At 38.6% G+C, this 21805-nt stretch carries 12 protein-coding genes; 8 read left to right on the forward strand and 4 right to left on the reverse strand.

Annotated elements, in window-relative coordinates; translation table 11 throughout:
• Window positions 1-46: 46 nt before the first annotated feature.
• Genes DB895_RS04785 through DB895_RS04795 form a run of 3 tightly spaced genes read right to left on the reverse strand, consistent with a single transcriptional unit; the run spans window position 47 to window position 6600 of the window.
• Complete coding sequence (locus DB895_RS04785; RefSeq protein WP_116724220.1) at window positions 47-1966, reverse strand: arylsulfatase; 1920 nt, start codon at window positions 1964-1966, stop codon at window positions 47-49.
• An 18-nt stretch (window positions 1967-1984) separates the two neighbouring features.
• Window positions 1985-3454, reverse strand: a complete 1470-nt coding sequence (locus DB895_RS04790; RefSeq protein WP_116724221.1) for a RagB/SusD family nutrient uptake outer membrane protein — start codon at window positions 3452-3454, stop codon at window positions 1985-1987.
• Between the two features lie 17 nt (window positions 3455-3471).
• Window positions 3472-6600 (reverse strand): SusC/RagA family TonB-linked outer membrane protein, encoded by a 3129-nt coding sequence (locus tag DB895_RS04795; RefSeq protein ID WP_116724222.1) that lies wholly within the window; start codon window positions 6598-6600, stop codon window positions 3472-3474.
• Window positions 6601-7634: 1034 nt separating this feature from the next.
• Between DB895_RS04795 and ureA the strand changes: the two genes are divergently transcribed.
• The 8 genes from ureA to DB895_RS04835 are packed head-to-tail and all read left to right on the forward strand — an operon-like array spanning window position 7635 to window position 13392.
• The gene (ureA, locus tag DB895_RS04800) at window positions 7635-7937 is read left to right on the forward strand and encodes an urease subunit gamma (RefSeq protein ID WP_116724223.1); all 303 of its coding nucleotides are present in this window, start codon (window positions 7635-7637) and stop codon (window positions 7935-7937) included.
• Between the two features lie 33 nt (window positions 7938-7970).
• A complete protein-coding gene (gene ureB, locus DB895_RS04805; protein ID WP_116724224.1) occupies window positions 7971-8288 on the forward strand; it encodes an urease subunit beta in 318 nt (105 codons plus the stop codon).
• Window positions 8289-8294: 6 nt separating this feature from the next.
• Window positions 8295-10016 carry an urease subunit alpha gene (gene ureC / locus DB895_RS04810; protein ID WP_116724225.1) on the forward strand — a complete coding sequence of 574 codons (1722 nt, stop codon included), beginning with the start codon at window positions 8295-8297 and terminating at the stop codon, window positions 10014-10016.
• A 41-nt stretch (window positions 10017-10057) separates the two neighbouring features.
• On the forward strand, window positions 10058-10561 hold the full coding sequence (ureE, locus tag DB895_RS04815; RefSeq protein WP_116724226.1) for an urease accessory protein UreE: 504 nt from the start codon (window positions 10058-10060) through the stop codon (window positions 10559-10561).
• The gene (locus DB895_RS04820) at window positions 10554-11240 is read left to right on the forward strand and encodes an urease accessory protein UreF (protein ID WP_116724227.1); all 687 of its coding nucleotides are present in this window, start codon (window positions 10554-10556) and stop codon (window positions 11238-11240) included. The genes ureE and DB895_RS04820 overlap by 8 nt, the downstream gene beginning before the upstream one ends.
• 31 nt (window positions 11241-11271) lie before the next feature.
• Window positions 11272-11910: an urease accessory protein UreG gene (ureG, locus tag DB895_RS04825; protein WP_116724228.1), complete on the forward strand. Its 639-nt coding sequence runs from the start codon at window positions 11272-11274 to the stop codon at window positions 11908-11910.
• Window positions 11907-12701, forward strand: coding sequence for an urease accessory protein UreD (locus tag DB895_RS04830; protein WP_116724229.1), 795 nt, complete (start codon window positions 11907-11909; stop codon window positions 12699-12701). The genes ureG and DB895_RS04830 overlap by 4 nt, the downstream gene beginning before the upstream one ends.
• Window positions 12694-13392 (forward strand): sulfite exporter TauE/SafE family protein, encoded by a 699-nt coding sequence (locus DB895_RS04835; protein ID WP_116724230.1) that lies wholly within the window; start codon window positions 12694-12696, stop codon window positions 13390-13392. Before DB895_RS04830 ends, DB895_RS04835 begins: the two co-directional genes overlap by 8 nt.
• Before the next feature lie 295 nt (window positions 13393-13687).
• Here the strand turns inward: DB895_RS04835 and DB895_RS04840 are convergent, their stop codons facing one another.
• Window positions 13688-21607 (reverse strand): Ig-like domain-containing protein, encoded by a 7920-nt coding sequence (locus DB895_RS04840; RefSeq protein ID WP_116724231.1) that lies wholly within the window; start codon window positions 21605-21607, stop codon window positions 13688-13690.
• Window positions 21608-21805 lie beyond the last annotated feature (198 nt).

A 21805-nucleotide genomic window follows, 5' to 3' on the forward strand; every position in this document is an offset into this window, starting at 1 on the left:
ATCAGGTCTTTTATGTTAAAAAAAAGACCTGAATTCTAAATTTTCATTAATGAGTTTCTCCAGGTTTTGTTACTTGTTGAATCAGATCTTGAAGGTTTTTACCTTTATTTGTTGCGGTGTTGTGAATTCTTCTGCCATACACATCTTGCCAATCGATTAAGGGATAAAGATTGTTCTCTTTGGCTTGTTCGTCAAACAATTTTTTAAGTTCTTCCAATTTTTCAGGATACTTTTTAGCCAAGTTATTGCGCTCGTTAAAATCTTCGTTCAAGTTGTACAATTCCCAAACATCTTTGTCAAAATTACTAGCCACTGGCACTTCGTTCTTGCCTAATGATTTTTTTACAGCAAAAGAATCCGGAAGATGCGCCGCAGCAGCTTTCCAACCATCTTTGTAAATGGCTCTGTTTCCGAAAATATAATAGTATTGTACTTTGTGCAATGATTCGGCTTTGGCATCATTTAGCGAAGCATACAAAGAAGAGCCTTGAATTTTATCTTGTTTGATTTCACGAATAAATTCTGGGGCTTTGATTCCTGCTATTTCCAATGTGGTAGGAAGAATGTCCGTCACGTGACTGTATTGGTTTCTAATCCCTCCTTTTTCCTTGATCCCTTTTGGATAATGAATAATCAATGGATTGCGCGTTCCTCCCTCTGAATGTGCATCTTGTTTCCAATTTTTGAAAGGGGCATTGGTGGCTTGTGCCCAACCTAAAGGAAAATTAGTATTTAGGCCTTTGGCTGTACCAATTTCTCCTATTTTACTCAAATTATCCTGAAGATTTTGCTCATCAGACACGCCTTGGGCAAAAAGATTTTGGCTAATTGTACCTTGCAAAGTTCCTTCTTTGCTGGCTCCATTATCACCAATGGCAACAAAAATCAAGGTGTTGTCCAATTGATTGGTCTCTTTCAAATAATTCACGACTCTTCCGATGGCGTGATCCGTATAAGTCAGGTATCCCGCATACACTTCCATGAATCTAGCATACACTTTCTTTTGGTCTGGTGTTAGTTTTTTCCATTCCGTAATGAGCGGATTGCGTTCCGGCAATATCGCATTAGCAGGAATTACTCCCAATTTCTTTTGGTTGGCCAATACTTTTTCGCGGTATACATCCCAGCCCTCATCAAATTTTCCTTTGTACTGGTCACTCCACTCTTGTGCTACTTGATGTGGTGCGTGAACAGCTCCCGGTGCATAATACAAAAAGAATGGTTTTCCTGGTGCTGCCTTTTGTTGTTTGGTAATATAACCAATAGCTTTATCGGTAATTTGATCGGTTAAATGGCGTCCGTCTGGTTTTACGTGGGCTTGGTCTTCTATCAAATCTGGATTGTATTGATCGGTTTGCGATCCCAAGAAACCAAAGAAATGATCGAATCCTTTTCCGGTTGGCCAACGGTCAAATGGTCCAGCATCGGTGGCGTCTTCATCGGGAGTTACTCCATATTTACCCACGGCAAAAGTATTATATCCGTTGTCTCTCAAGATTTCGGCAACAGTTCCTTTGTCCGATGGAATTCTTCCATCCCAACCCGGGAAACCTGCCGATAAAATAGTATGCGAAAAACCACTAACGTGTACTTTTCCTGAATTCCTTCCCGTCAATAATGCGGCTCGAGTTGGTGCACAAATGGCTGTGGTGTGAAAATTGGTGTATCGCAACCCATTATTGGCCAAAGCGTCAAAAGTTGGGGTTTGTATCAAGCCACCAAAAGCACTACTAGCCCCGAATCCCACATCATCCAGCAAAATCCAAACAATATTGGGTGCTCCAGCGGGAGCTTTTACGGGTTCTGGCCAATATTCTTTAGATTCGGCCAAAGTTTTACCAATAACGCCTTTGTAGTTAGCATCAGGTTTGTTTTGGGAAAAACCAAATTGAGCAACCAGCAAAGCGGTAAGTAAAAGCCCTTTTTTAGGACTTTTTAATTTTTCATTTTTTTTAAAATTTTTCATTTTTTATCTTTTTATAAATTAATAACCTGGATTTTGTTGTAACCCAACTGGGTCAATATTTCGCTCACTTTGAGGAATTGGATACAAATTGTTACGTTCTGAAACCGTGTTTTTTGCAGTTACTTTTTTTACTTCGGTAACCAAAGTTCCCCAACGAACCAAGTCATACCAACGTTGTCCTTCTTGAACAAATTCTTTTTTGCGCTCTTCTCGAATGGCTTCCCTCAATTGAACATCGGTAAGTCCTGCCAAATCTACTGTTACATCCAGCGTATTGATTGGTTTGGCAAAAGCTCTTCTTCTTACTTGATTTACCAATTCCAAAGCCTCTGCAGTTGCTCCGTCTTTCTCGTTAATCGCTTCTGCTAAAGACAATAGAACGTCGGCATAACGAATAATTGGAAAATTAATAGCCACATTTTGTGGCGAAGCCAAATTAGTAACGTCAAGATATTTACTAAAAATCGGTTTTGGAAAAGTATAAAGTGTTCCGGTGGCAGGATTCAATAATTGTTTGGTATAACTCACGTCTCTTCTGACATCTCCTGTTGCATAGATGTTATAAAACAAGGTTACGTCCGAAATAATATCTGCTGGTTCCGTGGCAGTAAATCCTGTAAAAGAGGTAGCCTGAAAAGTACTTCCGCTTGACCCGTTGGATGCTTGGTTCGGCTCGAATTGAACCGAAAAAATGTGTTCTTTTCCGTTCTTCTTCGTTTTATTGAACACGTCAGCGAAATTCTCGAAAAGTGCATATCCGTAACCACCATTAATAACTTCCTTCGCTTTTAGGATAGCATTTGGCCAATCTTTTCTGGTCAAATATACTTTGGCCAAAATAGCTTTTGCGGCTCCCGAAGTAGCACGACCTACATTCGCTCCCGTATAGGTCGATGGCAAAGCTTCAGCATCCTTCAAGTCCAAAATAATTTGTGTGTAAACCTCGTCTACGGTCGCTCTTTTTGATTTTAGACTTTCCACATTGATGGAAGTAGGTTCGTGCAATACCAATGGAACTCCACCCCAAAGACGAACTGCTTGAAAGTACAACAGACCTCTAATGAATTTGGCTTCATTGATCAATCTGGTTTTGACAGCATCAGTACCTTGCACATTTGGGATATTGTCAATCGCCACATTGGCTCTGTTGATTCCGTTATAAATTTGGCGCCAAGCCAATTGCACACGATCTGAAGTGGCATCGTGAGTCAAACTACTCAATGCCCTAACTTGAGGATTCGTTGCAGAAACTCCAGCAGCTGCATAATCAGAAGCCATATCGGTAAGGAAATATAAATTTCTCCCAAATAGACTTTGTTCGCCTGGTTCAATATTCAAAGAAGCATAGACTGCCGTAACACTGGCAACAGCATCATCCTGCGTTTTGAAGAACTTATCTTTGGTAATAAAAGAGGTAGGCGTTACCTCTAATTCGGTGCACGAAACTAATAGAGTGGCACTTAATAGGAATGTGATTATTTTTTTCATTTTTTTTTAAATTTTACTTAGAAAGTTACGTTCAACCCCGAGATGAATGTTTTAGAATTTGGATAAGCACCAAAGTCAATTCCGGGATATAAATTATTTTGTTCATAAGAACTTACCTCTGGATCGTAGCCCGTATATTTAGTCCAGGTAATCAAGTTTTCGGCAGATACATATAATTTGATGCTCTTCGTTCCTATTTTTGAAGAAAGACTTTTAGGCAATGTGTAGCCTAAAGTAATCTGTTTTAATCTCAAAAAGGATGCGTCTTCCACGTAGCGTTCTGAAACAATTCCCAAAGGTGAACTTGACGCTCTAGGTATTTCATTGCTTGGATTGGTAGCAGTCCAACGGTCTTCCAAAGTAGCAGCGGCATTCGTTCCAAGTGTAGAAATTTCTAATTGTTGGTTCAAGGCGTTAAATATTTTACCTCCATAAGACCCCTGGAAAGAAACATTCAAATCGAAGTTATCATACGAAATCGTGTTACTGAAACTTCCAACAAATTTAGGTTGTGAACTTCCTAGACTACCTTTGTCGGCAGCCGAGATGATTCCGTCTCCATTAGTGTCCACATACTTTCTGTCTCCTACTTTTGTATTGGCAAGACTGTTTATTTTAGGTTGGGTATTGATTTCTTCTTGGGTTTGAAAAATACCATTGGTTTTGTATCCCCAAAAAGTACCAAGAGGCTCTCCCACTTTTACGGTCACAGGTTGTTGTTGCAACAAAGAACCGTTTGGAACTACCGGAAAAAATTGATTAACACCATTTCCAATTTCAACCACTTTATTTTTATTGGCTGAAAACACAAGGTTCGAATTCCAAGAGAAATTTTCTGTTTTTATGTTTTCTGTTATTAAACCAATTTCAATCCCTTTATTCTCAACACCTCCAATGTTTTGAAGAACGGTGGCAAATCCTGAAGTCAATGGAACAGGTACATTTATAAGTAAATCGTTTGTTTTTTTGTAGTAAGCATCAAAAACGAAATTTACTTTTCTATCCAATAATGACAAGTCTAAACCAACATTATATTGAGTGGTTTTTTCCCATCTCAAATCCGGATTTGCCAAACGAGTGGGAACCAATCCTGTTTGTATCACACCACCAAAACTATAATTAACAGAACCTATTGAAGCCAAGGAAAGGTAATTTCCAATTTCTTGATTTCCTGTTGTTCCTGCGCTTAATCTCAATTTAATATCATCGACACCCTTTATGTTTTTAGCAAAATCTTCTTCGGTAATGTTCCAAGAAAAACCTGCTGACGGGAAATATCCCCAAAGTGATTTTGAACCAAATCTTGAAGAACCATCGGCACGTGCTGACACGGTAAGATTGTATCGTCCTTTATAAGAATAATTTGCTCTGGCCAGCCATGATTTCAACACGCTTTCGAAAGCATCACTGTAAGGTTTCACAGCCACACCGTCTTGCAAAGCGTTAAAAGTATTGACATCATTTACAAAAGTATTGGCTCCTGCATTAACCACCTCTCCTTGTGTATATTGAAGCGTATATCCTGCCAAAGCAGAAAACTTGTGGTCGTTTCCAAAACGGGTATTGTAATTCAAGGTATTTTCATTCAATACCGAACTTACCGATCTGTTACCAACGGAAGCTAATCCTTTAGTTGCAGCTCCATTTGTGGTATTGGCTGGTGCAAAATAATTTTGTTTGGTATTAATCACATCTCCACTAACAGCAACTTTAGCCGTAATTTCTTTGTTAATTTTATATTCACCAAACAAGCTAGTCAAAATTCTATTAATTTTGGTCTCATTAATGGTGTTTTCCAAATCATTAATTGGATTGGATACATAACCATTCACAGAGGTTGCATAAGGGTTTTGGGTTACATTATAACTTCCGTCAGCATTTTTAATAGGAACTACTGGAGCCGTTAACAAGGCAACAACAATAGGATTCGGTTGTCTGCCGGCTGCTGCACCGCCATTAGACCCTACACCATTTGCTACTGAATTAGTGTAATTGGTATTTATTCCAAATTTAAAGTTTTGAGAATAATTTCTTTCGTAATTGGCGCGCAGCGAAATTCGTTTGAAGTCAGATCCAATCACGATTCCTTTCTGATCAAAAAGGGCTGTAGAAACTGCATATCGAGAACGATCATCACCACCCGAAAAGGTCAATTGGTGATTTTGAACTGGAGCATTTCTAAAAAGTGCCGATTGCCAGTCATGACCACCTGAAGATTTAAGCGCTTCTATTTGAGCAGGAGAAAATGAAGGGGTTTGCCCTATACTTGCCTGAACATCGTTACGCAAACTAGCCCATTGTGAAGCATTAAGAAGATCTAGTTTTTTAGATACTTTTTGTGTACCATAATACGTCTGGAACGAAATAATATCTTGTCCTTTGGTTCCTTTTTTAGTAGTAATAAGTACCACACCATTAGCACCACGTGATCCATAAATCGCTGTAGCTGAAGCATCTTTTAGCACCTCAACAGACTCAATATCATTAGGGTTAATGGTTGACAATACGTTAACTCCTGCTCCGGCATTAACCACACCAGCCGTACCATTGTTATTGTCATTATAAATCAATACTCCGTCTATGACATAAAGTGGTTCGTTACCTGCCGTAATAGAATTTCCTCCCCGTATACGAACACTAGAACTGGCACCAGGTTGTCCTGAACTTTGAGTAACTACAACCCCTGCTACGGCACCTCTCAATAAATTGTCTGCAGAAGAAGTAACTTGATTTAGGTTTGTTTTTGGAACCGAGGAAACGGCACCTGTAATATCCTTTCTTTTTTGAGAGCCATAACCTACAACTACTAACTCGTTGAGTTCTTGGATATCTTGCTTCAAATTAATAATCGTTGGACTTCCATCTACAATTACTTCTGTTTTTTTATACCCAATATAACTTACTATCAAGGTATAAGGGAATTTTTGCCCTGTTTGGAAATAAAATTTCCCTTCTGCATCTGTTGTTACTGAATGCGTCGTTCCTTTAATGGTTATAGATGCCCCTATAATAGGTTCATTTGTTATTTGATCGACTACTTTTCCATCGAGTTTTGACTGGATAAGCGGTTTGGTTTCTTGAGCATTAATTCCTATTGAAATTAGCAAAATGCATAACCATGTGTATCTATTTAATTTTTTTTTCATTACTTTGTTTTGGTTTAATAAATAAGGACGCTGAAAACTGAGAATTTCAATTTTCACTTCCTTTTAGAGATTAACATTTTTTTTTAAGCCTGCCATTTCTGTTCCAGCAGAAATGGCTTTTTTTTATTACCTACAACACATTCGTTTCATTTTTTTATTTTTAATTATTACTATTTTTTGATTACACATCATGAAAAAGCGAACTTGCTTTTTTTTGAGAAGCGAACTATAATAAGTTCGTCTCCATATTTATTTAATACTGAATATTGACATGGATTTGTGGAATTTTTTTCAGATAAAATCAAAATAATTTATTCCTAAATTTCTTTGAATCTGATTTTTACTAATAAATAACAAATTATAATTGAAGAGTCTTAACAGCAACAACACATTCGGCATGAGTTACCAAACGCAGTATATTGTCGCATCATTAAATTGGATATGTTTGTGATCTTCTTCAAAATAGAGTAGATTAATAATGTATTATTATTTTTTAATTCGACTAATTCCGTAGGACAAAGGTATATTAAAAATCGAAACTACCAAGAATTAAATATTTATTTTTTAAAAAATGTTAATTTAGCATTTTCAGTCACAATTACTTTAAATAAAACAGCACCTTGAAAGGTCTTTTATTGCTAAGTCTATTCTAAATATAAAAGTGGAATAATCCAAAAAAAAATATCCCAACTTAAATTAAAAACCAAGAAAGAATTTAATAATTATAAAAATGCAGCTTACCTTTTTGTACTCTAAATATTTTCTAATTCAGCTTATACATATTGACTTAGTTGGCATTAAAAGATAAGAACAAAAAGACACTCACAATGAAATTAAATGGAATCAACCACAAATAACACCCGGCTCACCAGCAGTATTATGTTAAAATTAAAAACTACCCCCCCCTAAAAAACAATACTTAACGTTAAAAATTGAAAAATTCTGTCAAAAAACACCAACAAATGAATAATCATTGTATACTTTTTATTATTTTTAGACTTTTAAAGTAAATAAAACAATAAATAGTATACTACATGCACCTTTCACCTAGAGAAACCGAAAAATTATTACTGCACCTTGCAGGTGAACTTGCTGAAAAGCGCAAAGCAAGAGGATTAAAATTGAATTATCCAGAAGCCATTGCATTAATTAGTTCCCGGCTGCAGGAAGCCATTCGTGATGGAAAATCGGTGGCCGAACTCATGCAGTATGGAGCTACCATACTGACCAAAAAAGACGTGATGGAAGGCATTGCCGAAATGATTCATGACATCCAAGTGGAAGGTACTTTTCCTGACGGTACAAAGTTGGTAACCGTTCATGACCCCATTCGATAAAGGAGCTATCCCTAATTTAATTCCAAATTGATTATGATTCCAGGAGAATACATTTTAAAAGAAGACAACATTGAACTGAATGTTGGTCGTGCTACCGTAAAAATAGCAGTAACAAATACAGGAGACAGACCTGTACAAATAGGCTCTCACTTTCACTTTTTTGAAGTGAATTCCCAAATGCAATTTGACAGAAGCAAGACTTTAGGCATGCGATTGAATATTGCCGCTGCCACTGCCGTACGGTTTGAACCCGGAGAAGAAAAAGAAGTCGAGTTAGTAGAATTTGGTGGAGCCAAGAAAATCTATGGATTCAATAATTTGGTCAATGGAAGTGTCGCAATTCAAAAATAACAAACCATGAGTTTAAGCATCAGCAGAATAAAATATGCCAACATGTATGGCCCTACAACGGGAGACAAAGTCCGTTTGGGTGATACTGAATTGTTTATAGAAATAGAAAAAGACTATACCGTTTATGGTGATGAAGCCAAGTTTGGAGGAGGCAAAACCATACGAGACGGTATGGCGCAAAGTGCCAGAGCCACACGTGCTAAAGGGGTGTTGGATTTAGTGATTACTAGTGTCATGATTATGGATCATTGGGGCATTGTGAAAGCCGACATTGGTATTAAAGACGGAAAAATTGTAGGTATTGGTAAAGCCGGCAATCCAGATACTATGGATGGTATTACCCCAAATATGATTATAGGTGCATCTACCGAAGTACATGGCGGTGCCGGATTAATTGCTACGGCTGGCGGTATTGATACGCACATCCATTTTATTTGTCCGCAGCAAATCGATCACGCTTTGTTTAGCGGCATCACCACCATGATTGGAGGAGGAACGGGACCTGCAGATGGAACTAATGCTACAACAGTGACACCTGGAGCTTGGAACATTCAAAAAATGATGGAAGCTGCCGAAGGCTATCCCATGAACCTCGGATTTTTCGGCAAGGGGAATTGTGCCAGTCTTGAGCCTTTAGAAGAACAAATTGAAGCGGGTGCCTTGGGGTTAAAAATCCATGAAGACTGGGGAAGCACGGCTGCTGTTATAGACGCTTCCCTTAAAATAGCCGACAAACACGACATCCAAATTGCCATTCATACCGATACTTTAAATGAAGGTGGATTTTTAGAAGACACCATGAATGCCATCAATGGACGCGTAATCCATACCTTCCATACTGAAGGTGCTGGGGGTGGTCATGCCCCTGATATTATCAAAGCAGCAATGTACCCTAATGTGTTGCCGTCGTCCACCAATCCAACAAGACCATTTACAGTAAATACGATTGATGAACATTTGGACATGCTAATGGTTTGCCATCACTTGGATAAAAATGTACCTGAAGACGTTGCGTTTGCCGACAGTCGCATTCGCCCTGAAACCATAGCGGCAGAAGATATTTTGCATGATATGGGGGTTTTTAGTATGATGAGTTCTGATTCGCAAGCTATGGGTCGAGTAGCCGAAGTCATTACACGTACTTGGCAAACTGCCCACAAAATGAAAGTACAACGTGGCGCATTGGAAGAAGACAAAGGCCATGACAATGATAATTTCCGAGTAAAAAGATATGTTTCTAAATACACTATCAATCCAGCCATTACGCATGGTATTAGTGAATATGTTGGATCTATTGAAGCTGGGAAATTAGCCGATATTGTATTATGGAAACCAGCTATGTTTGGCGTAAAACCAGAAATGATGATTAAGGGAGGAATGATTATTGCTGCCAAAATGGGCGATCCGAATGCCTCTATCCCTACTCCACAGCCTGTCATGTACCGACACATGTTTGGTGCAAGCGGTAAAGCTTTATACAATACCTGCGCTACCTTTGTTTCTAAATTATCGTTGGATAAAAATGTGGTACAAGGTTATGGTTTGCAGAAAATGATTTTGCCCGTGAAAAATTGCAGAAACATTTCTAAGAAAGATTTGATTCACAATGATGCCACACCACAAATTGAGGTAAACCCAGAAAACTACAAAGTAAAAGTAGATGGTGTTGTTATCACTTGCGAACCCATGAAAGAATTACCCTTAACACAACGGTATTTTTTATTTTAGACCAAAATTTTTATACCGTTACAAAATTATAGTATTCAGTAATGCTTATTCAACAAAAAATTGGCAATATCAACAAACACCTTATCAATCATAAAACCATTGATTGGCTTGCATTGCAATGGTTTGAAACCAATAAACGGATTCAAAGAAAAAAAACCAACTCGGGTCAGGAGGTTGCTCTTAAATTTTTACAAGAAAATCCGTCTTTAACACAAGGCGATATCCTGTTTGAAGACGAAAAAACGATTATCGCTATAGAAGTTTTGCCATGTGAATGTTTAGTCGTTGCTCCAAAAAATATGTTCGAAATGGCCAGCATTTGCTATGAAATTGGCAACAAACATTTACCGCTCTTTTTTGAGAATGAGGAATTGTTAGTGCCTTCAGAAATGCCTTTATATCAATTATTAACCGCTCAAGGTTATATCGTAAAACAAGAACAACGCAAATTGCTACAGCCACTTAAAACATCGGTTACACCACATAGCAGTGGTAACGAAACCCTCTTTTCTAAAATCATGAAGCTCACTACAACCAATGAATAAGGCTTTACTTTCTTTATTGCATTTAACGGATCCTAACTTGCCTATTGGTGGATTTTCCCATTCGGCTGGTTTGGAAACGTATACCCAACAAGGTTTGGTTAAGGATACGGCAAGTGCAAAAGAATTTGTTGTTCAAATGTTATCACAAAATTTACAATACACCGATGCCGCTTTTGTTTCCTTAGTCTATGAAGCTGCAAGCAAAAATGACTTGCAAAAAATACTTTTTTTGGATGCCGAATGTACAGCGGTAAAACTTCCCAAAGAAATGCGAATAGCCAGCAATAAATTAGGCATCCGGTTAATGAAGATTTTTCAACCCTTGAATAAAAGTGAATTGATTGATTCTTATGCGAAAGCAATAAAAAGTCAAAAAGCAGTTGGCCATTACTGCATTGCTTTTGGTTTGTATTCCCAAGCGCTAAACATTCCAAAACCTGACGCTTTGAGTGGATTCTATTACAATGCCGCGGTAGGATTTGTTACCAATGCGGTGAAGTTGGTGCCTTTAAGTCAGCAAAGCGGACAAGAGATTTTGTTTTCTGTTCAGGATTTAATCGCTGAATTAACACAACAAACTTTAATACCGGATGAAGATTTGATTGGCTTATGTTGTTCCGGTTTCGACATCAAAAGCATGCAACACGAAAAACTGTATTCGAGATTATACATGTCCTAGTTAATTATAAATAGTAATTATTAAATTATAAATGATCGAAAGAAATTATATAAAAATTGGAGTTGCCGGGCCCGTTGGTTCTGGTAAAACCGCTTTGATTGAAAGATTAAGCCGAAAGCTGGCAAAGGATTATAGCCTTGGCGTTATTACCAATGATATTTATACTAAAGAGGATGCGGAGTTTTTAACGCAAAACAGTTTATTGCCCAAAGAACGCATTATTGGAGTGGAAACTGGAGGCTGTCCGCACACGGCTATTCGGGAAGATGCAAGTATGAATTTAGAAGCTGTGGAAGAAATGGCTGAACGTTTCGCTGACATCCAAATTATCTTTATTGAAAGTGGTGGTGATAATTTATCCGCTACATTCAGCCCCGATTTAGCCGATGTAACCATTTTTGTTATTGATGTTGCCGAAGGCGATAAAATTCCTCGTAAAGGTGGACCCGGAATTACCAGAAGTGATTTGTTAGTCATTAATAAAATTGATTTGGCGCCTTATGTCAATGCCGATCTCGGTGTCATGGAACGTGATGCAAGAAAAATGCGGAATGGAAACCCTTTTATATTTACCAATTTGATGAGTCTACAAGGATTGGATGACGTTATCGGTTGGATACAAAAATATGCCTTATTGGAAGAAGTGGAGGAACCAAAATTATTGCGATGAAAGCAAAACTGCACATCCAAACCACATTAAGGAATGGCTTAACCCAGTTGGGAAACTGCTATTTTTCGCCCCCATTTAAAGTGATGAACATAACAGAAGATAAAACTGCAAAGCAATTGCATTTAATGCTGATGAGTTCCTCTCCAGGTATTTTGGATGAAGACGAATACGAAATGAGAATTGATGTCATTGAAAACGGGGTATTACAATTGCATACCCAATCCTATCAGCGACTATTCAATATGGTAAAAGGTGCAAAACAAACTATGGAGGTTCATTTGCAAGACAATGCTTCATTTACGTACTTGCCACATCCATCAGTTCCTCATGAGAATTCAATATTTAAGGCAAAGAATAAAATTTATCTCAGCACCAATTGTAAACTTATTTGGGGCGAAATACTAACCTGTGGCAGAAAATTGAAAGGAGAAGTTTTTACGTTTTCAAAGTATCACAACAGCACGGAACTATTCCTAAACAACAAACTCATCATCAAAGAAAATGTGTTGATACAGCCCTTGCTGATGGATCCTAATTCAATGGGACATCTGGGAGGTTTTACCCATCAGGCGAGTTTAATCATAATCCATGAAACCATTCCTATAAATGAATTTACTGATACCATATATGAATTTCTACAACAGCAAATAGCAATTGATTTTGGTGTTTCTACAACTCCGTCTAACGGAATTATCGTTAGGATATTGGGATATAAAGCAGAGCAATTGTACGATTGTTTGAAACATATTGCTTCATTAGTAGCAACATTAAAAACGGATATCCATGCATGAGTTCCAAATATTAATTACTGCAGCCATCACAATTGCCTGTCTGCATACAGTTACGGGACCAGATCACTATATGCCATTCATATCCTTATCAAAATCTAGAGGATGGAGTTTTTCAAAAACACTTTCATGGACCATCATTTGTGGCTGTGGTCATGTATGGAGTTCTGTTTTATTGGGACTTGGTGGCGCTGCTATTGGTTGGAATTTATCAAAAATTTCCTGGCTTGAAAGCGTGAGAGGTGGTATTGCAGGCTGGGTCATGTTGCTCTTTGGTTTGGTGTATGGAATTTGGGGGGTACTTCGAGCCTACAAAAACAAATCCCACAAACATTTTGACACTTACGAAGATGGCGATATGTATGTATACGAACACCAACATGGGCAAGCAGTTTCATCAACCGAAAGACATAAAGTGACCCCTTGGGTCATGTTCATCATCTTTTTATTAGGGCCTTGCGAACCCATGATTCCGCTATTATTTTTCCCAGCAGCACAACATTCCTGGCATGGAATGGCACTACTCATAATTGTCTACACGAGCTTCACATTACTCACTATGATTACCATGGTGGTATTAGGCTATTACAGTATTTCATTTTTCAAAACGGAGAAACTGGAAAAATACATACATGCTTTGGGAGGTTTAACGCTATTCCTCTGTGGTAGCGGAATGGTTTTTATGGGTTGGTAAAATAACTTTTCACTTATTGAATAACAATGCTTCATTATTTTTCGGACTCTCCATAGCACTACTATTTACAAAAAACCAATTAAACCCACTTGGGGATATGGGATTAATACCAATAAACTTTTGAATCTACTACAATATTTGCTTCAATTGCCGTTGACTTAATTTAATGATTAAATGACATAATTTTTACGGTTGGGTAGAATTTGATTGATGAAAATTGGTTTCTACATACGCAAATTGATTTAAAAAAAATAGCTCCCAAAATGGAAGCTGTTTTTTTGAATCAAAATAGTATTTACCTTTTTAATGAAAAATGCGATTTAAATAATTTATTGACATTTGTTTCCAAATAATTTACCGTAAACCAATAATCCGTTGCTGGCAAAGCTTGTCCGTTATGAGTTCCATCCCATCCTTGCCCTGCGGTGGTGATTTCCTTAACCAATTTTCCGTAGCGATCGTATATATAAATATTAGCATCCAATTGATCATTCAATCCCTCAATATTCCAAGTATCATTAAAACCATCTCCGTTAGGAGTAAAATATTTTGGATAATCTATAACCCTCAAATCTTGAGTTAAGTCCGTACAACCGTCCGTATCTACTACTGTGATAGTATGCACTCCGCTACTTACTCCTGTAAATATATTGGAATCCTGAAAAGCCCCATCATCCATTTTATAGAGGAATGTATTTGTGGCTGTAGGCATAGTCACAGTTATTGTAGCATTTTGAGTGAAAGCATCGGTTACAGTGGCCACTAATGAATTTACTGGATTGGTTTCTGTAACTGTAGCATGTGCAGCTTGTGATATACATCCCGTTATTTTATGTGTTATAATTACCGAATAGTCTCCCGCTGATTGAGCTTCATAACTATTTTTTACGGCTCCATCAATAAGTACTCCATTCAAATACCATTCAAAATCATAAGTAGCAACACTTAAATTCGTGGTTAAAGTATAGGCATTTTTTACAACTCCCGTGGTTTCGATACAAACAACTCCATTTTCTATAGCAAGATCTGGTGATGGGTTTACTTTTATGGCAATGTTAATGGATTTTCCAGTACAACCATTAAGTGTTGGCGTTACCGTGTAAATTACTGTTCCCAAAGTTGTTCCTGCCACCAAATTTTGATCTATAGTATCTCCTGTTCCGTCCGATGCTCCAATTACGCCAGTTGGGTTTATTGTCCAGTTAAATACCGTTCCAACTATATTAGGTGACAAATTGACTTTAGGAGATTCTCCGCTACAAATTGTGGTTCCCGCCGATCCGAAAACTTCCGGTGTTGGCTTCACCGTAATTGTTACTGTAATTGGTATTCCAGAACAACCATTGACCGCTGGTGTTATTGTATAATCTACCGTCCCAGGAATGATACCCGACGTACTTAATGTCTGAGCGATAATATTCCCGTTTCCTGAATTCGCACCAATTACACCCGTTTGAGTCACCGACCAAACAAAGGTTGTAGCAACAACATTACTAGTCAAAGCGATTGAAGTGGCATTCCCGGAACAAATTGTTTCTTGGGCTGGATTGGCTGTGACATCCGGTATTGGATTCACTTTAATCACCACAGATATTGGTAAACCTGGACAACCATTTAAGATTGGTGTAATAATGTAGACCACTTCTCCTGGTTTGTTTATTACAGTCTTTAACGTCTGTGCAATGGTGCTGCCTGTTCCTGCAACCGCTCCAGTCACATTGACTTGAACTACATTCCAATCAAAAGTTGTCCCAACAGTGCTGCTCGATAAGGCTATAGCGGTTGTCTCGCCTGAACAAATCGATTTTGCATTTGGTGTTGCAGTTGCTTTTGGCGACGGAGTAACATCAATAGAAACCGTTATCGGACTCCCAAAACAGCCATTGGCAATTGATGCTACACTGTAAGTAACCTTTCCTAAGGCGGTTCCTGTAGCGGTTAACACTTGTGAAATGTCACTACCGCTATTTGCAGTTGCGCCAGTTGCGCCTATTTGAGAGAGTACTGTCCAACTAAATGTTGTATTGGCAAGGGTGCTGGTAAGCAAGATTCCCGTTTGTTCCCCAGAACATAGTACTTGAGATGCTGGAGTTGCTGTCACCACTGGTGATGGATTAATCGATACAGTAGCAGATCCTATTTGAGTTTGATAACATAAAGTAGTATTATTGGTTAAACTCACCAAATCATAAACGGTGGTAGCGATTAGATTTCCAGTTGGTAATATTGCCTTACCTACCCCATCCAATTGTAACGTTTGGTATAAGCCGGCATTGATAGTGTAAGTGACTGTAGAATTAGGAGTCCCTGTAAAGACAATAGTCGTTCCAGAACCAGAACAAATCGATGTTGTTCCTGAAATAGTTACTGTTGGTAATGGATTTATAGTTATCGTGGCATTTCCTGCTTGAGCTTGAGAACAAGTCGTTATTAAATCCCGCACACTTACCAAACTATAAACCGCAGTGGCAATTAAATTTCCTGTTGCCAAAGTTGCATTTCCTGTTGCATCCAATACTATTGTCTGGTTTGTACCTGCATTAATCTTATAAGTAACCGTGGCATTTGAAGTTCCAGTAAAAGTAATATTTGTTCCTGTACCTGAACAAATAGCCATTGTTCCCAAAATAGTTGCAGTTGGTAGTGGATTTATGGTTATTGTAGCCTTTCCCACTAGAGTTTGAGAACAGGCCAATGAAGAATCAATCACACTTACCAAATTATAAATTGCATCAGCAACTAAATTACCCGTTGGCAATATCGCACTTCCTGATGCATCTAAAACTATCGTTTTGTTAGCACCGGCATTTATAGTATAAGTTACTTTGGCATTTGGTGTGCCATTAAAAGTAATATTTGTTCCTGTACCAGAACAAATTGACGTTGTGCCAGAAATTGTTGCCGTTGGAATTGAATTCACAGTTATGGTTACAGTTCCCGTTTGAGTTTGAGAACATAAATTAGCATCGCTCACACTCACCAAATCATAAACGGTAGTAGCGATTAAATTTCCAGTTGCCAATGTGGCTTTTCCTAATCCATCCAATTTAATCGTTAAGAGTAATGGGTTGCCATCTTTTGTGTATCTTACCACTGCATCTGGTGTTCCTGAAAAAATAATGTTCGCCCCAGTTCCTGAACAAATCGTCGTTGTTCCTGAAATGATTACAGTTGGTAACGGATTTATTCCTATGGTAACCGTCCCCGCCTGCACTTGAGAGCAAGTAGTTGCTGAATCCAACACACTTACTAAACTATATGATGTAACGGCAGTTAAATTACCCGTAGCCAATTGTGCTTTTCCTGATGCATCTAAAACTATCATTTGGTTTGCTCCTGCATTTATTTTATAGGTAACTGTAGCATTTGGGGTCCCAACAAAATCTATATTCGCTCCGCTACCTGAACAAATTGTTATAGTTCCTGATATAACTACGGTTGGCAATTGATTTATGGATATTGTAGCCGTTCCTGCCTGGTTTTGAGCACAATTGGTTGCTGGATTCAGCACGCTTACCAAACTGTAAACTGTATCTGTGGCTAAATTACCCGTTGCCAATGTAGCATTTCCTAACGCATCCAAAACTATTGTTTGGTTCGCTCCTGCATTTATAGTATAGGTTACGGTGGAACTTGGAGTTCCGTTAAAAACTATATTAGTTCCCGTACCGGAGCAAATTGATTTTGTCCCAGAAATACTAGCCGTTGGCAATGGATTTACAGTAATATTAAATGTTGAGGTTGGTCCCGTACAACCAATTGCTGCATCTGTTGCTGCTACAGAAATTGTGGCTTTTTGGACAGTAGTTGTTGCATTTTTGGCGATAAACGAAAGAATATCTCCAGACCCGCTTAAGGCAATACCAATCGCAGCATTGTTGCTCACCCATTTAAATGTTGCTCCCGCAGGTGTACTTGTAAAACTTGGAACTGTTACCGTTTGATTAGCACAAACTGTTATATTAGCAATTGCATCTACAGTTGGAGAAGGGCAGTTTTGAGAAGCACAGTTTCCAAACACCCATACAGGACAAGAACTTCCAACGGGGATTACTGATATAGCCACATTTTCTCCAGGCGTTAAACCATTTACGGTAAGCGTTGGTGTAGGACCTGCTACTACCGATCCGGAAACCGGAACTCCCGCAGCTGTTACATAATTATAATCATAACTTGTTGCTCCCGCTATTGCATTCCAGGTAAAAGTGACACTAGTGGCTGTGACTGCAAGTGCATCACAACCAATTGTTAATAAAGGTGTATTATTTACTGTAGCCAAAATCGCCGTTCTTGCAGCAGTGGTACAAGTTCCTACTGTGGCATCTACATAATAAGTAGCATTTGAAGAAATACTTTGGGTATTAAAAGATGAGCCCGTACCTAAAGATACTCCACCTGAAGCAGCTGCATACCAATTAATGGTTCCCGCGCTTGCCGTTGCTCCTAGTGTAACTGTTCCAGTACCACATCTATTGTTAGGAGTTGTTCCCGTAATTGTTGGGATTGTGTTTACAGTTGCCAAAATCGCTGTTCTTGCAGCAGTGATACAAGTTCCTACTGTAGCATCTACATAATAAGTGGTGTTTGAAGAAATACTAGGAGTGACAAACGATGTTCCTGTACCCAAAGATACTCCACCTGTAGCAACTGCATACCAATTAATGGTTCCCGCACTTGCCGTTGCTCCTAGTGTAACTGTTCCAGTACCGCATCTATTGTCGGGAGTTGTTCCCGTAATTGTTGGGATTGTGTTTATAGTTGCCAAAACCGCTGTTCTTGCAGCAGTGATACAAGTTCCTACTGTAGCATCTACATAATAAGTGGTGTTTGAAGAAATACTAGGAGTGACAAATGATGTTCCTGTACCCAAAGATACTCCACCTGCAGCCGCTGCATACCAATTAATGGTTCCCGCACTTGCCGTTGCTCCCAGTGTAACTGTTCCTGTACCACATCTATTATCAGGAGTTGTTCCAGTAATTGTTGGGATTGTGTTTATAGTTGCCAAAACTGCTGTCCTTGCAGCAGTTATACAAGTTCCTACTGTAGCATCTACATAATAAGTGGTGTTTGAAGAAATACTAGGAGTGACAAACGATGTTCCTGTACCCAAAGATACTCCGCCTATACTAGCTGCATACCAATTAATAGTTCCCGCACTTGCTGTTGCTCCCAGTGTAACCGTTCCGGTTCCACATCTATTGTTGGGAGTTGTTCCCGTAATTGTTGGAATTGTGTTTACAGTTGCTAAAATCGCTGTTCTCACGGTGGTGGTACATCCAGCTGTAGCATCTACATAATAAGTAGTGTTTGAAGAAATACTTGGTGTAACAAACGATGTTCCCGTCCCCAAAGATACTCCACCTGTAGCCGCTACATACCAATTAATCGTTCCCGCACTTGCCACCGCTCCTAGAGTAACTGTTCCGGTTCCACATCTACTGTTGGGAGTTGTTGCCGTAATTGTTGGTGGAACACAACTTGAAGCAGTACATATTTGTTTATTGAAAACGAAACAAGTCCCTGCTCCACCTGTTGGGGTTACTGTAATTTCTACATTGTCCCCGGCGGCTAGCGGAGTTACTGCATAGGTCAATACATTGCCAATTGCACCAACATTTACTGCCGGAAGTGCATTTACTTTATAGGAAACATCATAACCCGTTGCACCCGTAACGGCTAACCACGTAAACTGAACAGAAGTGGTTGTTGCCCCACAAGCCGTAAAAGAAGGGGTTAATATTGGATTTATCGTTGCAATGATAGCTGTTCTTGCAGCAGTGGTACAAGTTCCCACTGTAGCATCTACATAATAAGTTGTTGTTGTGGCAATACTAGGCGTGACAAACGATGTTCCGGTACCCAAAGACGCTCCGCCTATACTGGCTGCATACCAATTAATCGTTCCCGCACTTACCGTTGCTCCCAGTGTAACTGTTCCTGTGCCGCATCTATTGCTGGGGGTTGTTCCCGTAATTGTTGGGATCGTGTTTACGGTTGCCAAAACCGCTGTTCTTGCTGAAGTGGTACACCCTAAAGCAGTAGCATCTACATAATAGGTAGTATTTACAGCAATACTTGGTGTAACAAATGATGTTCCCGTTCCCAAAGACACTCCCCCAGTGGCTGCAGCATACCAATTAATCGTTCCCGCACTTGCCGTTGCTCCTAATGTAACTGTTCCAGTACCACATCTATTGTTGGGAGTTGTTGTTGCAATTGTTGGAATAGGATCTATAGTAATTGAAGTTGTAGATGATCCAGCTGATTGGCAAGCAGCTGCAAAAACTTCATATTTTATGGTATAAGTGCCAGCAGTACTCAAAGAAGGATTTATAACTCCAGTGTTGCTATCTATAGATAAAGTACCCGCTCCCACTGTTTTACTCCAAGTTCCTCCGGGTGTAAAAGTGGCTGGATTTGTTTTTGTTGGAGTAAAGGTAATTGCCGATTGACATACTGGGGTTGGATAGCTAAAAGCTGTATCTGACGTACCAGAAGAAATATTAACAGTTATCTCTTTAATTGGAGTACATGTACTCACTCCTAGAGGAATAAAGGTTATATCATCCAACCCAAAATCATTGCCGGCACCATTAATCTCTAAGTCATATAATTCTACAGTTGCTATTGTAGAAGTTGCCAACCATGTATGTTTATATTCAAGCCAACTGTCTGCGGTATTCAAAGGAGCGGTATCGGTTGTAGATCCCGACGAATTATTTACAATAACTCCATTTATCTTTAACTGCATTCTTGCAGGATTGCCTTTTCCTGTTGTTATCGATCTTATATAATATTTAAATTCGTATGAAATTCCCACTTTTACTGCTAAATTTTGTCCCCAAACTTTATCTCCCAGAAATGTTGATCCATCCGTAACAAACATTTTTCCGGTTCCTGGATTCGTATGATCTGTGGCTGAATCATAAACCGACCCCCAAGTATTCGGATTAGAAATCACACCATACGCTCTTTTAGCAAAACCAGCATTTGTTGCATAATATGCATAACTCGAAGAAAATCCTGCTGTATCCTTTTCAAAATCTCCGTTATAAATCAAATTGGTTAAAGCTCCGGATGGGGCATTCGCAGTAACTTTATAAACGGTATTTACAGTTGGGGTTACAGTAACGGAAGTAGCATTAGGAGTCGTTAGGGTTGGGTCAGCTGGAGTTGCCGTCCATGTATAGCCGGACATATTATTAGCCTTTAATGTTATGGGAATACCAGAACAAATTGTAGTATTTATTGGTTGCGTACTCGTTGCAGGGACAAGTGCTGGACTTGCAGCTGTACTTGCAGCTATGGTCATATCTAATACAGGATCTATTAGTATTACCGTACTTTTATTCCCTATTGGAAAATTACTATCTTTAACGGATACAGTATAGGATCCAGCAGACAGATTGGTAAAAATTCCTGTTGCGTTTGGTGGTGTTGTTACACCTAATGGATCGGTAAGCGTATACGAATAGGCTTCTACCCCACCAAAACCATAGGCTGAAATAGACGCATCAGTTAAACCTGGACAAGAAATATTGGTATGAGAAGCACTTATTGCTAAAGGTAATGGTGGTCCTGTTAGTGATATATCATCAATAGCAAAATCATTACCATTTGCTGAAGCACCCGGAACAGATAATTCAATACGCACCCATTTTGCACCTGTACCAGTAGGCGTAATTTCATAAACTACCTGTTGCCAAGCTCCGTTGTTTACTGTGGCACTTCCAGATTTTAAAACTGGTGTGCAACCACACTGGTCTAAAGCCTCAAATTTTATAACTGGATTTGGAAACGCTCCATTACTAGTACCATTTTTATTAATATTTACTACCCAATAAGAAAAAGTATAAGTTGTACCACCTGTCAATTGTACATTAGGATTTCCTTGCCAGAAAATTTGATTATTTGCATCAACAACCATCATTTTTGTCCCCGAATGTGGGGTTACACTTTTAAAACTAAATGGATTCATTGGTGCAGAATCTCCCGTCAAGGCATAATTACCGTCAGAACTTGAACCGCTTGTTCCTGGAGAAATATCGGTATAACCATTAGCTTGAAATCCACCAGTACCTTCAAATCCAGTATTATTTGCTGCAATCAAATTCTGGGCATTCCCACTTTTTGTGGCAAAAAAGCAAAAAAGAATGAGGGTAAATAATCTATTCTTTCGGGAGAAAAGGGATAAAATGTTAAAAAATGGCATAGTGGTAGGTTATGTTAATTTGCATAAAAAATAATAAATTTCATAATTTCATATCCTTCAAAAATGCATCTTTTGGGCCGACCTTTTTTGTGAAATTGTGAAAATTATTCCTCTTTAAATGCGTTAGGTTAAGTTTGTTTGTAAATTAGACTTTAAATTTATGTAAATTTTAATCATTTTATCACAAATTTTAGTACA

It is taken from the genome of Flavobacterium psychrotolerans, from assembly GCF_003097635.1.
Classification (GTDB): Bacteria; Bacteroidota; Bacteroidia; order Flavobacteriales; family Flavobacteriaceae; genus Flavobacterium; species Flavobacterium psychrotolerans.